This is a genomic window from Paenibacillus sp. cl6col (assembly GCF_900102125.1).
GTDB classification, from domain to species: domain Bacteria; phylum Bacillota; class Bacilli; order Paenibacillales; family Paenibacillaceae; genus Paenibacillus_B; species Paenibacillus_B suaedae.
Genome location: NZ_FNAZ01000005.1, coordinates 135451 through 149922, shown reverse-complemented (window position 1 = coordinate 149922; position 14472 = coordinate 135451). Strand labels below are relative to the sequence as shown.

Genomic DNA, 14472 nt, shown 5'->3' with positions numbered 1-14472 from the left:
AGGAGCTTTTTCAAGGGCAAACCTATTTTTCGGGGATCGTTCTCTCGGGATAAAAGGGAGGGACTATGAATGGGATCTGATAACAACCATATTGAAAAAATAAGAAAGCAAGAAAAAATGCTTATCGTCGTCTGCTTTGTTGTTGGCGCGATCATGCTGCTGTCCTTCTTGCGAAGGCTATTCTGAACGATCGGAACTTATATTTGAAGGAGTGTTGACCTCACATGCTCACCTATGATCCGGTTATTTTCAGCCGCATACTTACCGGGCTAACACTGTTCGTACATATCGTATACGCCACTATTGGTGTCGGAATGCCGTTAATGATTGCACTTGCGGAATGGATCGGCATTAAGCGAGGCGACTCCTATTATCTGCTTATGGCGCGCCGCTGGGCTCGCGGGTTCACGGTTACTGTAGCTGTAGGCGTCGTAACAGGGACATGCATCGGTCTACAGTTGAGCTTGTTGTGGCCGAACTTTATGCGGGTTGCAGGACAGGCTATCGCTTTGCCTTTATTCATGGAGACATTCGCGTTTTTTGTGGAAGCCATCTTTCTTGGCATCTATTTATACACCTGGGATCGCTTCCCGAACCGCATCTATCATTTCCTTCTGCTCGTCCCGGTCGCTATAGGCTCCTCAGCCTCTGCCTTCTTCATTACGGCTGTTAACGGCTTTATGAATGCACCACGCGGATTTGATTTGGTGAACGGGAAAATGACGAATATTGAACCCATCGTAGCGATGTTCAATCCAGCCATGCCAACGAAAGTTGGACATGTACTCGCGACCGCCTATGTGACTTGCGCCTTCATCATGGCAGCCATCTCTGCTATGTCTCTACTGCGCGGCCGCACTCACGCGTATTACAAAAAAGCGCTCCGCATGTCGATGGTGACCGCCCTGCTCTTCTCTGTCGCAACAGCTGTCATCGGCGACTTCTCAGGCAAGTATTTGCATGAATATCAGCCCGAGAAGCTGGCGGCAGCAGAATGGCACTTCGAGACGAAGTCCCATGCTGAGCTCGTCTTCGGTGGCATTCTTACCGAAAATAATGAGGTAAAATACGGATTTCATATCCCATTTGCCTTGAGCATATTAGCAGGCGGCACCCCCGATACTGTCGTGAAGGGATTGAACGAAGTGCCCGTGGAGGAGAGACCTCCGCTTAAGGCATCCCACTACTTCTTCGACTCCATGGTGTTTATCGGCATGTATTTAACGGTCGTGTCCCTATGGTATGTCATCTGGTTCATGCGCAATCGCCGGCAAAGTCTGAAAAAGCCACATAATCGTCTGCTGCTAAGAGCCGTTGTGCTTGGCGCTCCGCTCTCGGTGTTGGCTATCGAATTCGGATGGATGTTCGCTGAGATTGGACGGCAGCCTTGGATTCTATGGAAAGTCATGACGGTAACCGAGGGCGCAACAACATCCAATCACGTGGATACAATGCTGTGGCTGTTCACGCTGCTCTATCTATTAATCACAGTGACTGCTATTCGGGTGCTCATTCGCATGTTCAAGCACAACCCTGCTGAAGACGAAATTAAGGCACTTGGCTGGGAAGGAGGAGGGAAGAAATGAGTTACGAATTAGTCGGCATCACCGTTCTATGGATCTTCCTGTTCGGCTATCTGCTTGTTGCGTCCATCGACTTCGGGGCAGGCTTCTTCAGTTATGTCAGCTCGGTAACGGGCAAGCGCCATATAATCCATAACGTGATTGAGCGTTACCTGTCCCCTGTATGGGAAGTAACCAATGTGTTCTTAGTCTTCTTCTACATCGGCTTGGTCGGATTCTTCCCCGATTCCGCGTACTACTATGGAACAGCACTGCTCGTCCCAGGCAGTCTAGCGCTCATTCTGCTTGCCTTACGAGGATCGTACTATGCCTTTAGCACATATGGGGTTAAGAGTAATCGTATCTACCTGTTTCTATATGGAGTCAGTGGATGGCTCATTCCCGCTGCGTTGTCCACCGTGCTCGCGATTTCTGAAGGAGGGTATATCACGGAGGGGGCTGACGGCAGCATTTCATTCCAGTTCCTGAGCCTGTTCACTAACATCTACCCCTATTCCGTTATCGTGCTCGCCCTGGTCAGCGTGTTGTACATTTCCGCCATGTTCCTGACGTACTATGCATCCAAAGCTGAGGATAAAGGGGCACTCAACATTGTGCGCAAATATGCCCTGATGTGGTCCGCGCCCACCATCCTAGCCAGCTTGTTCGTGTTCTACGCCATTCAGGGTCATAATGCGGAGCACTTCAACAATATGGTGGATCGGGCATGGATGTTCGTTCTGTCCTTCCTGTTCTTCGTCATCGCCGTCTATTATGTATGGAGAAGACGCCGTTATGGCTTAGCGTTTCTATGTGTCATCTTACAATTCGGGTTCGCATGGTTCGGATACGGTTCGGCACATTTGCCTTATGTGCTCTACCCATACATCAATGTCTATGAGCATGTCACGAATCCGGCTATGGCCTATGCGCTGATCGTTGTATTCGTCCTTGGACTGCTCATTCTGCTGCCTTCCCTCTTCCTGCTCCTTCGCTTGTTCCTGTTCGACGCGAACTATGTGAAGGGGATTAAAAGCGGAAAAGGCGGGCGTACAGGGAAGAAGCACATCTAAGAGGATGAGAAGGTATTCATGCAGTGCTATGTAGCGGATGAAGCGGCAGATATGAATGTCGCGCAGTGCTATATTAAATATAAAGGAGCACAGAGCAGATGAATCAATTTTTAATCTTTTATGCCCCGTTCATTATTGTCATCGCTTTCGTCATTGCCCTATTTTATTGGGGCTCACGAGACATGAATGAGGAGGATATTTAGATCGCTGTCTCTCGCATCATCCATGGAGAACCTTGCCACCGTACGGGCAAGGTTCTTTTTTGTTAATGGAATTGATTAATTTCCTTATAATCGACACTTTTTTAACTTTTGATCCCATCCAAACAATCCAAACATTCCCATTCGACAAAATCTATGGTAAATTATAGGAGTATATGATTGAAAATGAGAGTAGGTGCATACAGGATGGCACAGATATTGTCCATCGGCGAATTAATACATAGTTATAGGCGCAATAGCGGCATGACTTTAGCGCAATTATCAGAAACATCCGGCGTTCATAAAGGCACAATATCGAAAATCGAAAACGAAGACGTCAAGAGGCCAGAATATACGACACTTCGCCCGCTTGTCGAAGCACTGCGCATCCCGTTGGATACGGTTGTCGAACTGTACATAAGCGTGGACAAACGAGCAGAAATGCGGCTGCATATACTGCAGGACGTGATCCAGCATTCAGGCTCCGCCGAACTGGCACGAACAGTAGGTGCCAAGTTTCTAGAATCACCAAGCGACGACAGCCACTCCTTAGTCGAACGCCTATATAGCTTCACAGCTTCAGTGGAACGCAAGGATATTCGCTTGGCCTTATACCAATTGATCGTTGACTACTCACGCGATCACGGCATCATGCCTTTTTTGGCAAAAGGCTTACTCCAGGTGTACCTCATCGAACGAGATGATTTTACAAGGCTCCGTACGGTTTACAATGGGCGTAAATATATTGTGGAATACGCCCATTTTTTAAGCTGCGAGGACAGAATCATTCTGTATTACAAATTAGGAATTCACGCGTTTAATTTATTTTTATACCGGGAGAGCATTGATCTCTGCCTTCATGTACTCCAAGAAGCAGATGCAGACAATTGGTACTACATCAATGCGCTTGGCATATTGCGCGATTCTTATTTCTATCTTGAGGATTACGACAAGTCCGAATATTATTCAATACAATATGAAAAATATGACTACCCACACATCAAGGCGTATTCACTGCTTATGAAGGCATCATTAAACGCAAGAAGGGGAAACTCCGAAGTAGCTATCGAACTGCTTAAGAACTTTCTAAAAACATGCAACCAGGATGATGCTCTTCTAGCAATCAATCAGTTATTAAAAATATATTTTAAAGGAAATCGGTTATATGAAGCCGAACAATTACTTTCATACCCAATATGTCCAAAATCCATTAGTACGAATAACCCCAACATAATCTCGCAGCTAGCCGAATATTATTATCACCGAGCTGAATATTTCATTGCCGTTGACGATCTCGATAAAGGGATATCTGATTTTCTGGAGAGCGCGCTGCACTATTCAAAAATTAATGACACTGATCACGAAAAAGAATGCATAAATCAAATCGTGCATAGCCATCTGCAACAAAACCTTGACATGCCCATATCCACATTAGCTAAATTGAATACATTTTATAAACGCAGCGCAGCTAAAGAACATAAATTGGAGGGGTTCATGTGAAACGTTTCAAAGCAAAGCTATACAATGGTCTCCTTTTCACCGTTATTATCGGACTAACAACATTTTTGTCGACATTGGGAAGTGATAACGGACATCACCCATGGTAAGAGTGCCAACTTGGTACTCTTTTTTATTTTAAAAAGTTTCCCTTTAATCCCTTTTATTAGAATCCAATAGACACACTGTATACTAATAGTAAAGACAGGGCGCCCCATTATTCCCCCTAATCCGAGGTGACGGACTATTATATACTGTGATGATCTATTAAATAAAATTGATCGACTCAGGCAAGAATTAACCTGCCTCATGAACCAAAAGAATAATCTTATCGATGACGAAGTCGTCCAAATTAGCCAGCTTCTAGACATTTACATACTGGAGCATCAAAAGAGATGCATGAAAAAGTCCTCTATTAAAATATAAAAAGAGAGGATTACAAAACATGCTCACGAAAAAGAATTTGGTATTGCAGTATTCACTCTCTCATTAGGTTTAAGATTTGCGACCGGAGCAACACCTGCTCTTGCTCATGCGGATGAATCCGCTTCGAACAACATTTCGGTCTCGGCTATGACAAACAGGATCAATCAATTTTCGCCGGATTTGTCAGTTCCATTGGCGACAAATAAAATGTGTGTTACCAAGCGATGTTTCTGTCTCTTCCGCCAATTGCGATCATGCCTGTCTGTGAAAAATCACAGAGTAGTTTCGAAAAATAGGATAATGCCAAATCGGTGTCGTTCAGATGCCGGGTTTTACGACATACCCTTTTACCCATGCCACGTGCATGAAAATAGAAGCGTCTTGAACATTATTTGATCGATGTTCAAGACGCTTTCTCATGTCATCTCACTTTATTAGATTAATGCTCTTCTTTGCTTTGGGAGTGTGACAAAATTAAAAGGAAGCATTTTCACCTGAAAAGTTTCGACTGCCAATCTGTAGATTGATTTCCTCATAAGTAATTTTCTTAGTCTCGTTATCTCCAAACTTACGAACAACAGGTGTAGGATTTTGATTAAAATTCATACTTAAGCTTTGGTTAGAATAGTGACCAGCAGGATCGATGTAATATTTATAATCAATTATTTTCTCTATATCTATATCAGCATAAGCGATTCCTTCTGTTTCTGCAGGGATCATATCGCTAATTGGTTCTCCATCAGGTCCATAAATACAAGTATGTCCACTCTTAAATGTATCGAAGTATTCTTTTTGTTCAGGTGTTAAACAAATCATACTTTTCATTTCTTCCGAATATATAGATGATGTCATTAAAACAAAGGTTTGAGTTGAAATAGCATAGTACCGGCTTGAGATTTCATCATCAAAGTATCCTGGCCAGGAGGCTACATGTACTTGTTCATTTTGTGAATTCATTGCAAGCAGATTTAAAGGAACCTGGTGTTCCCAACACATCAGTCCACCCAAATTACCAAGCTCCGTTTTAAATACGGGCATCAAGCTTCCATTTCCGTCTCCCCATATAAGTCTTTCAGCAACAGACGCTCTCATCTTTCGATGTTTTCCAATTAAATCGCCCTTGGGATTAAACCATAGTTGAGTTAAATATAAAGATCCACCATCTTTTTCACTACAAGAAATACATACGTAAGTTTCGTGTTTTCTAGCTGCTTCACTTATTTTTTGAATAGCTAAGCTAGGAATCTCAACTGCATTTTTGTAGAGATCATGATAGAATTTTTTTGTATATTCTGGATGACCAATAAATGCAAACCAAGGATAACCGGGAAGAAAAGCTTCGGGAAAAGCAACTAATTTTGCATCATTAGATGCTGCTTCAGCAATCAATTTGCAAGATTTTTCAACTGTTGCATCTAAATCCAAGTATACAGGTGCAGCCTGGACAGCTGCTGCGCGATATTTAGGATAATTCCCCACAATAAATTTCTCCTTTTGTAATTATTTATAATTATTTAAGTTCAAATAATTATTTAACTACAAATTAACATTTGAGAAATCATTTGTAACCATCCACTTTCCATTTTTTACCCATCCACTTTCTATTTTTGTTAATTTGATCAAAGAGAAGTACAAATAGCCTTCAGCATCTGAAACTGGAGTTAAATGATTATGTGAACGGGTACAATAAACACCGAATTCATGGAACACTAGGCTATAGGAGCCCAGTTGATTAAAAAAATTGACCCTAAAAAAGTTGTCTAGTTTAGTATTAACAATCCAAGGCGTACATTTTATGATTTAATATCTAATCACTTTGAGAAGATTACCATTTTTATCATATACATATTCTATAATTTTTTTATTTTTGCTCTTCGAATAAATGAACATGAGCTTTCCATCCGAGTTGTAATGATATTCTACTTCTTGATACAAATCGAGCATTGATATTGATGAAAAGTCAGATACTCCGTTGTCTTGATCCCATACCCGCACTTTCCAAGTATACGTTTCTTTTGTATTGATACTGCTAAGTAAAAGAGTGTGAAGAGAACGTTGGCTGCTTATACGCCCAGTTTGGAGAGCAATTTGTCCATTTTGATTATATACCAAGAGTTCATATGCAGCTTGAGGGCTGTCCTTCGGTGATTTATAGTTCCATTGGAATTCTACAGCACCGTTTGTGATACGAGATTGTAGCTGAGAAGGAGGCAATGGCTTAAGCTTGTCTCCCCAAATAATCGCCCTACGCTCCGAATATGCCGACACAGTGTTCTTATCATCCCATACTCTTACTTCCCAACTATATTGCTTCTTGGTATTAAATAGACCCAGTTCAGCCGAGTGGGAGCTTCTATTCAAATTTATTTTGGCCGTCGATAAGAACTCTTTTCCATTTTCATCATAAACATTGATTTCATAGGCTGATTGCGGGCTCTTACTAGGAGATTCATATTTCCAGTTGAAAAAGATAGTCCCATCCTTAAAATGATTCGATAGTTCATAGGCTCTTAGTGGCTTCTCTTTTTCTTTCCAATAAAAGGTCGCAGGGGCTGAATACTCAGATACTTGATTATCACAATTCCATACCCTAACCCTCCACGAATAATGGAAATTTTTCAATAAAGAATTTGGTGGTAATTCGAAAGAGTTCGTATTAATCATCTCTTTTTTCTTTATATAGACCTTGTCACCATTAAAAATTTCGATCTCATACGCAGACTGACGTTGATTTTCTGCATCCGAATATGTCCATGACAGATGAATCGTATCATCTGTTACTACCTCATTATTATTCGGCTTTAAATTTGAGACAATAGGGGCGAAACTAGTTGTCGGGGTATAAGTGATTGCAACCTCTACATATGTCATAGAGCTAGAACTCGATATGAATGGAGAGTAAAAGGCTGCTCCATAAAACTTCCCCGTAGTCCCTCCCCAAGCAGTTCTCAGCTCATCTTTCCCAACGTGCAGCTCATTGGGTTCGCCATCAGCAGTTTTTCCGATGTACTTAACCAACCTTCCGTCGAGACCTGGTTCTTCCTTACAATTTGTATAACCTGCATTCTCATATTCCTCTAGCGTAAGATATGCCTTCATCGGTCTGCTGAATGTATAATAATCTCCATCAGGGGTTAGTTCGAAGGAGTGGCTCGTAAATGATATTTTTTCAATTAGCGAAATTGGGAAATTTGGTGTGTCTATATATATTTTGTTGCTGTTGGAATAATCCGGAGATGACGTTTTCGAGATACCAGGTGTCGCCATCATTACAATCTGAAGCGGATACTCCAATTCCTTATCATTTACATTGACTTTGACTACCGATTCATTAACATTCACATGTTTAATAGAAAATTGGGAATCGCGTATCTTTCCTTTCCGATCAATAATGAACCCATCTAACTGAAAAACTTCGTCATGATTCAATTTATTTGTTAATTCCAGTCTGCTTGAACTTTTGGATGATATGATAAGATCTTTAGATTGCAATTTAAACTCATATTCTTGCGAGGCCTTCTTATTATGAAGCTGAATCTGAAGAAACATCTGATCATATTGTGAAATATATTGAAATGATGCGTTCGACCACAGATTAGGATAATAAATCCGGTTTTGTTTCACTTGCGGAGAACTTGAGATGGTATTCAACGGTTCTAGTGCCATATTGCTGCCTACATAATTGATATGAAGTGCTGCATTTTTCCTTGCAACGTCCAACTCGTACACATTTTCATTCATATATGCTATGGTTTTTGAGTTGTTTGATATGTTAAAGATGTTGTTAATGTCTTTCCATCCGCTCGTCGTCCTATAATGCATAGGCCGAGATGAAATATATGTAGTTCTTGAATTATTGGAATGAAGAAAAGTCTTGGAGGTATCCGTTCGTTCGCTCACAAGCTCCTTCGAATCTTGTTGAAGCATCCTCTCAGATAAATTCGGTGAGTAAGCATCTACCTTTTGGACATGCACTCCGACATAACAAATAACAAAAAAGCATAGTATTAAGCAAAATTTCATCACTCTTAGCGCTCTTGGCATGAAAACTCATTACCTCCTGAACGAAAATTTGAAATAATTAGCTCACTATCTTTCCTCACTGATCTGTCAGTTCTCTAAGCGATAAGCCCCCCCTTCATTATGCCGATTCCATACTAGCGTTAAGGGATTTTGTGTTGATAAACTTTGATGATTTCATCCTTAATGTAGATGTAATAGATTCGTTTGCTTGATTTAGATCATTCCAACGACCCCATTATATTCCATTTCTCCTGTTTCGTCAGACTTTACCGTATCAAGAAACCTGTCCAATCTTATTTAAATCATCTGCATCTTTACTTAAATTTGGTGGCTCACTCTTGTTGTCAGACCCCAAGCGTAATTAATGTCTTTCACTTTTTCCTTGATAATTTTAAATTTCTACTTTGTTATCCATAGTGATTCTTGTTTTTCCACTCTTCCTCGTCTAAATCAAAGCTACCAAAGTAACTATACTGGGTAAAGTACATGCCGCCCGATTTATTCGGCACTGGGTGGGGCATCCACCAAAGAAAAAACCTTGAAGGGACTAAAAATCCCAACAAGGTCTTCATTTCATCATGCACCTTACTTGTTCAACTTAATTCATTACCAAGTCAGCTATAATTATTAGTATACCTATTGGTAATGTTATAAATCCTCCAACTCTAACTGCTTCTCGTGTCTTAACACCGAATGGTTTCATACTCAAAATTATATCCGGAATAGTAATTTGAAGCAGTGAATAAATCACAGCTACAACCCCAATTAATAAAAATGGACTCATTGAGCACTCCTTTCTTTTCCCACCCTTTTCCTCCAATCATATCTAACCACTCTTGAGCATTAAGTGCACCCACATATGATGGTAAAATAGCAGCTTTTTACCGAGATTGAATGATAATTCCCAAGTTATTGAATATTCTTTTTCTCCTGATATTGGTAGAAGATAAATTTCAGCGGCCGCTCCAATTCCACCTCCACTGGAAAATTCCATATACTTCGAATCCGATTTAATGCTTGCCTCACCAAGATAAAAGACCCCATATGAAGCACCACCATTTGCTGTCCAACTGCTCATTTCCCCCATTAAATCATTGGTTTGGGAAATCCCCCCTGTTAAGGATAGGTTTTCTCCCCCTTGACCATAAGTTGCGAGATAATATAATTTCATTTTGTCATCTTTGATTTCTGCACCTAGTTTTCCTCCAATAATAAGAGATACACCCCTTACATAACATTCCCGTTCCTTTTCCTGATTTTATTGAAGAGTTGTTGAGCATATGCCCAGTTTGTTTGCTTGTGAAATTAGCTTTGCTGCTTCCTCTGCATCTCTCGGCATCGGTAATGTCGCCCCAAAACTATCTTTTATATGTCCACTTGGATCAAGCCATCTCAACGGATTATCCACATACGTATACTAATTCAAACTCAGCGGATTCTTGATATCCCCTCCATACGTATCCTCATTAATAAACCGCCCTACACTTGGATCGTACCATCTTGCACGCAAATATTGCAGATTCGTTGCTGCGTCCCAATACTCTCCCGAGTAACGGAAAATGTTCGGAACCTGTTCCTCCTGAACCAATGGATTGCCCCAGATATCGTACGTATAGCGGTTCAATACATTGCCTTGGGTATCACGGATTTCCGTAATGTCGCCATGTCCGTTGGATACGTAGTATTGCATCCCCTGCCCTGGTACTTGACGAGCCAGCAGCTTGCCGGTCGAATCATGGACATACGCTGCGGTAATGGTGACGCTGCCGTTGCCTTCTACCTTGCCCTCCGCTACGATCTTTGCTCTGTCGTCATAGTAGTAACGAGTCGTTATGCCGCCTTCGGTGCGTTCCACCATCAGGTTATCGCCGTTGTAGCGATAGCTGACGGCTTTTCCGTCTTCCGTTGTTACTTGAGTCAGACGGTTGCGGCTGTCGTATGCGTAGCTGGCTCCCTTGATGTTCGGTACCTGATCGCTTTGCAGGGTTCTGCGGTTATCCCTATTATCGTACGTGTATGCTTCGTTGAACTGGCTTGAGGTCTTGATTCGGTTCAATGGATCATAGCTGAATTGATACCCTGCTCCATTGTCGTTCTTCGCTACGATGTTGCGGTTGTTATCATAGGCATAGCTGTAGTTCGCAAATGCTGCATTGTTCTGAATTTGCTGAATGCTATACGTACGTACAACCATATTGGAAAAATATCATACAGGGTTGACGAGAGTTAGGTTCTTTCGAGACATGCCGCCCGATTCATTCGGCACTGGGTGGGATAAAAGAAAAACCTTGAGGATTGTGTCCCCCAAGGTCGGTTAACTATAGAAATTCCATTTTGATATCAAATTACTTGCCCCTTAATGCTTCGAAAAATGCTTTTCCGCAGTTCATTGGTTCAGTAATACAATTATAGGGCAGGGAGTACATTTCGTAAAACATCCGCTTTTTTTGCTCAAACGCTTTCTGACTCCTTCTTATTTGAAAGTCGTTTGTTAAATCTATCTCCTCTTTTAGGCGCATATCAATAGTTTTCATTCGTAGCCGCTCATTCAAAACCTTGCTAATAAATACAGCCACTTCAAATGTTTCTTCATTGCTAGTTACCGCAAAACGCACCGAAATTTCCTCTATACCTTCCTTTTCAACTATTCCGGCGTTTATTTCGATCTCAACAATACTTTTAGCATCTGAATATGCATAGTAACATTCCGCATTTTTACTTGCAGTTATATCGGGTGGCACATATGCTCGAATCTCTTTTATTGATAAAATAGTTTCAACCGCTTTGGAAAAAGAGATTCTCCTCCCTCCCACATAATCAACAATATCATCTTCAATCGTAACTTGGGAGTCATGTGGAACCAATAACAAGTTGTATGATTCTAAACCCATTACAATCACCTTCCGTAATATTCATTAAGCAACTGTTCTGGAGTTATGTTATAAATATCTTTGAGTTCCTTATCTGTTAAAGTTTTTACTGGTACATTCTCAATGCCTGCTTGCCTTGCGGCTTTAGCCCTATGATGTCCATTTACAATTAAACTTTTACCATTTATTTTATATATCTCTATTGGGTCACCATCCCATCCGTTTTTTTTCATATTCTCAATAATGCTTTTTAGATTCTTCTTTGATATTGCATCGCCTGTTCCCTCTAAATTCCAAACCTTCATTACATCGCAACCAGTATTATGAACCCAAATCCCCAAATCGCTTACAAAGTAAGTATGGAAGTCAGCAACAGTAAAGTTATAAACCTTAACCATTTCATCATGCTTAACAATCCTAATGTTGTCAATCGTTAAGGTATTTCCGTTACTCTGCTGCAGCTTATCCCCCACCTTCAAGTCTGCCGCGTGTACCCAACTCTTACCTTCAACCCAAAAAGGATGATTGTCGGTCGTCTCAATGACTTGATTGCCTACGGTAAGTTCATAGATGACTTCCTTATCATTTCGATAAAGATGCGTAACTTCCTTGTAATCCTGCTCACCCGTCTCTTCATTCTTGGAAAGAACCTTATCTCCGACCTCAATGTCCTCGATATTTTTCTCCCCATCGTCTGTTAGAACCTTGGTTCCCGCTGTGAAGCAGTTACATCCGCCAATCGCTCTTCCCTTTCCACCAACTTCTTTTCCTTTCCTTATGCCCCCGATTATTGGTCCCAATGAAGCCAAAGCTTCCGCAAAAGAGATTTCCTGATGCCATTTACTGTAATCCTTGGCTAACTCCGCTCTTGCCCAGTCCGCATTTCCTGCACTATTCTCATAAGCACTGGTTTGAGTCAATAAACCAAGCGATTACCACCATCATGATACACATCTGCATACTCGTCATAAGCGTATGAGTATGCTTTACTTTCGGTAGATGTTACCTTCATGGCCCCTACGAGAGCTGAGTCCATCTCGGAAGATATATATCTGTTCCCGCTAGGATCGATATATTTCAACGGATTGTTCTGATATAGATTCAATCTCAGCTGCAGCATTGATGAGGATTAGGTTCTTTCTAGACATTCCGCCCGATTCATTCGGCAAGGAATGGGGTAAAAAAAGACCTTGAGGATTTCTGATATGCCTTGCGGTGGACAGTTGAAATTATAAAACTGTTTACTTCAAGTAGGAGCCATATCATTATACTCTCTAGTTCTTCCCCTTACCAAATTATTACTTACTATTCATATTCATTTGCCTTCTCTTCTCATCTAACCATTCTTCTTCTCTTCTCACCCATTCTTCAGAACTTAATTTTTCGTCCGTCCAGAACGTAGAAGAGTCCACTGCATTACCATCTTTATCGGTTGCAATAACAGATGTCCTACTTTTACCGAAAACCAAATTGGGACAAATTTGATGACCATCTTGGTTGTAAGTTAAACAATGAACACCTATATTTCCCTTACAGCATTTTGAATCATGATTCTCTTCGTTGTCTTCATAGAAACAATTCGCCTCTAGAACAATATGTTTCCATCCCATTTGACTCCTCCTTACACTCAATAAGCGGTATTTAGTTCCCTAATGACGGCCTTATAGTCGTGGTTGTTTATTCCAACCCATTCAATTACACCGTTTTTTCGAACTATTCCATAAGCCCGATAGGAACCATCAACTCTAGCAGACACATACTTTCTACCATCTGGAGCACCATTTAGATACTCGAAATTCAAACTTGGATGATCCGGATCTTTCTTGAATTGCTTAAAAGCCGCATCTGCTTTTTCTTGTATATTTTTAGAAAGTTTATCGTATGATTTGTTAAATCCTTTACTCTTAGTACTGGTGTATCCGCCAAGCGCTCTTCCCTTTCCACCAACTTCTCTAGCTTTTCCTATGCCCCCGATTATTGGCCCCAATGAAGCCAAAGCTTCCGCAAAGGAGATTTCCTGATGCCATTTGCTGTAATCCTTGGCTAACTCCGCTCTTGCCCAGTCCGCATTTCCTGCACTATTCTTGTATGCACTTGTTTGCGTTAATAAACCAAACAAATAATTAAAACGATTATTATCATATACATCTGCAAACTCTTGACTTAACAAGTTATAAGCGTATGAATATGCTCTACTTTCGGTAGAAGTTATCTTCATAGTCGCTTCGAGAATGGAATTCAACTCTGACGGTATATATCTGTTCCCACTAGGATCGATATATTTCAACGGATTATTTTGCACATACGTATACAGATTCAACGTTAGCGGGTTACCCAGTTCCCCTTCATACGTATCCTCATTAATAAACCTACCTACACTTGGATCATACCATCTTGCGCGCAAATATTGCAGATTCGTTGTCGCATCCCAGTATTCGCCCGAGTAACGGAAAATGTTCGGGACTCGCTCCTCTTGTACCAATGGATTGCCCCAGATATCGTACGTATAGCGGTTCAAGACATTGCCTTGTGCATCCCGAATCTCCGTAATGTCGCCGTGTCCGTTGGATACGTAGTACTGCATACCTTGTCCTGGAACCTGACGAGCCAGTAGCTTGCCGTAATCGTCATGGACATAAGATGCTGTAATCGTGATGCTGCCGTTGCCTGTACCTGCTTTGTCATTATTCTTATCCTCCTTTGGTTTTAGGCATGCAAAAAGGCTTATTCCTCCTTATCATTCAAGTGGAATAAGCCTTTGAAAGTTTATCATGTGTGTTAGTCAAGTTGTTTAGTGTTTGGTTTGTTGGTTGTCTTGTAC

The 14472-nt window shown here is 41.2% G+C and carries 14 protein-coding genes and 1 pseudogene; 5 read left to right on the top strand and 10 right to left on the bottom strand.

Features of this window, described 5'->3' with window-relative positions:
• Nucleotides 1–224 precede the first annotated feature (224 nt).
• From BLS15_RS15010 to BLS15_RS14995, 4 genes are all read left to right on the top strand, one after another.
• Nucleotides 225–1586 carry a cytochrome ubiquinol oxidase subunit I gene (locus BLS15_RS15010; RefSeq protein WP_021252123.1) on the top strand — a complete coding sequence of 454 codons (1362 nt, stop codon included), beginning with the start codon at nucleotides 225–227 and terminating at the stop codon, nucleotides 1584–1586.
• A complete protein-coding gene (locus tag BLS15_RS15005; protein ID WP_028533814.1) occupies nucleotides 1583–2635 on the top strand; it encodes a cytochrome d ubiquinol oxidase subunit II in 1053 nt (350 codons plus the stop codon). Before BLS15_RS15010 ends, BLS15_RS15005 begins: the two co-directional genes overlap by 4 nt.
• 407 nt (nucleotides 2636–3042) lie before the next feature.
• Nucleotides 3043–4335 carry a helix-turn-helix domain-containing protein gene (locus tag BLS15_RS15000; protein ID WP_028533813.1) on the top strand — a complete coding sequence of 431 codons (1293 nt, stop codon included), beginning with the start codon at nucleotides 3043–3045 and terminating at the stop codon, nucleotides 4333–4335.
• A gap of 243 nt (nucleotides 4336–4578) precedes the next feature.
• A complete protein-coding gene (locus BLS15_RS14995) occupies nucleotides 4579–4758 on the top strand; it encodes an aspartyl-phosphate phosphatase Spo0E family protein (protein WP_331281233.1) in 180 nt (59 codons plus the stop codon).
• Nucleotides 4759–5232: 474 nt separating this feature from the next.
• On the opposite strand, the gene BLS15_RS14985 is transcribed toward BLS15_RS14995, so the two are convergent.
• Nucleotides 5233–6240, bottom strand: a complete 1008-nt coding sequence (locus tag BLS15_RS14985) for a carbon-nitrogen hydrolase family protein (protein WP_028533812.1) — start codon at nucleotides 6238–6240, stop codon at nucleotides 5233–5235.
• Nucleotides 6241–6395: 155 nt separating this feature from the next.
• Here BLS15_RS14985 and BLS15_RS14980 point away from each other — a divergent pair.
• Nucleotides 6396–6491, top strand: a pseudogene (locus BLS15_RS14980) (IS3 family transposase); the annotation flags it as partial.
• Nucleotides 6492–6558: 67 nt separating this feature from the next.
• On the opposite strand, the gene BLS15_RS14975 reads toward BLS15_RS14980, so the two are convergent.
• From BLS15_RS14975 to BLS15_RS29500, 9 genes are all read right to left on the bottom strand, one after another.
• Nucleotides 6559–8802: a glycoside hydrolase family 78 protein gene (locus tag BLS15_RS14975; RefSeq protein WP_028533811.1), complete on the bottom strand. Its 2244-nt coding sequence runs from the start codon at nucleotides 8800–8802 to the stop codon at nucleotides 6559–6561.
• A gap of 577 nt (nucleotides 8803–9379) precedes the next feature.
• Nucleotides 9380–9565, bottom strand: a complete 186-nt coding sequence (locus BLS15_RS14970; protein ID WP_028533810.1) for a hypothetical protein — start codon at nucleotides 9563–9565, stop codon at nucleotides 9380–9382.
• A gap of 42 nt (nucleotides 9566–9607) precedes the next feature.
• Entirely contained in the window at nucleotides 9608–9952 is a 345-nt protein-coding gene (locus tag BLS15_RS14965; RefSeq protein ID WP_028533809.1) for a hypothetical protein, read from the bottom strand.
• Between the two features lie 246 nt (nucleotides 9953–10198).
• Nucleotides 10199–10975: an RHS repeat-associated core domain-containing protein gene (locus tag BLS15_RS14960; protein ID WP_090512291.1), complete on the bottom strand. Its 777-nt coding sequence runs from the start codon at nucleotides 10973–10975 to the stop codon at nucleotides 10199–10201.
• A gap of 151 nt (nucleotides 10976–11126) precedes the next feature.
• The gene (locus tag BLS15_RS14955; RefSeq protein ID WP_090512288.1) at nucleotides 11127–11672 is read right to left on the bottom strand and encodes a hypothetical protein; all 546 of its coding nucleotides are present in this window, start codon (nucleotides 11670–11672) and stop codon (nucleotides 11127–11129) included.
• Between the two features lie 5 nt (nucleotides 11673–11677).
• On the bottom strand, nucleotides 11678–12571 hold the full coding sequence (locus BLS15_RS29985) for a polymorphic toxin-type HINT domain-containing protein (protein WP_175460779.1): 894 nt from the start codon (nucleotides 12569–12571) through the stop codon (nucleotides 11678–11680).
• A gap of 378 nt (nucleotides 12572–12949) precedes the next feature.
• On the bottom strand, nucleotides 12950–13261 hold the full coding sequence (locus tag BLS15_RS14940) for a hypothetical protein (protein ID WP_090512273.1): 312 nt from the start codon (nucleotides 13259–13261) through the stop codon (nucleotides 12950–12952).
• Nucleotides 13262–13278: 17 nt separating this feature from the next.
• The gene (locus BLS15_RS14935) at nucleotides 13279–14169 is read right to left on the bottom strand and encodes an RHS repeat-associated core domain-containing protein (protein WP_254777348.1); all 891 of its coding nucleotides are present in this window, start codon (nucleotides 14167–14169) and stop codon (nucleotides 13279–13281) included.
• The gene (locus tag BLS15_RS29500; RefSeq protein WP_254777347.1) at nucleotides 14166–14336 is read right to left on the bottom strand and encodes a hypothetical protein; all 171 of its coding nucleotides are present in this window, start codon (nucleotides 14334–14336) and stop codon (nucleotides 14166–14168) included. Before BLS15_RS29500 ends, BLS15_RS14935 begins: the two co-directional genes overlap by 4 nt.
• Between the last annotated feature and the right edge of the window lie 136 nt (nucleotides 14337–14472).

Excerpts from the sequence above, each read along its gene's own strand:
- BLS15_RS15005 (WP_028533814.1), top strand. The coding sequence starts at position 1,583 with ATGAGTTACGAATTAGTCGGCATCACCGTTCTATGGATCTTCCTGTTC.
- BLS15_RS14960 (WP_090512291.1), bottom strand. The coding sequence starts at position 10,975 with ATGGTTGTACGTACGTATAGCATTCAGCAAATTCAGAACAATGCAGCA.
- BLS15_RS14970 (WP_028533810.1), bottom strand. The coding sequence starts at position 9,565 with ATGAGTCCATTTTTATTAATTGGGGTTGTAGCTGTGATTTATTCACTG.
- BLS15_RS15010 (WP_021252123.1), top strand. The coding sequence starts at position 225 with ATGCTCACCTATGATCCGGTTATTTTCAGCCGCATACTTACCGGGCTA.
- BLS15_RS14940 (WP_090512273.1), bottom strand. The coding sequence starts at position 13,261 with ATGGGATGGAAACATATTGTTCTAGAGGCGAATTGTTTCTATGAAGAC.
- BLS15_RS14965 (WP_028533809.1), bottom strand. The coding sequence starts at position 9,952 with ATGAAATTATATTATCTCGCAACTTATGGTCAAGGGGGAGAAAACCTA.
- BLS15_RS15000 (WP_028533813.1), top strand. The coding sequence starts at position 3,043 with ATGGCACAGATATTGTCCATCGGCGAATTAATACATAGTTATAGGCGC.
- BLS15_RS29500 (WP_254777347.1), bottom strand. The coding sequence starts at position 14,336 with ATGACAAAGCAGGTACAGGCAACGGCAGCATCACGATTACAGCATCTT.
- BLS15_RS14975 (WP_028533811.1), bottom strand. The coding sequence starts at position 8,802 with ATGCCAAGAGCGCTAAGAGTGATGAAATTTTGCTTAATACTATGCTTT.
- BLS15_RS14955 (WP_090512288.1), bottom strand. The coding sequence starts at position 11,672 with ATGGGTTTAGAATCATACAACTTGTTATTGGTTCCACATGACTCCCAA.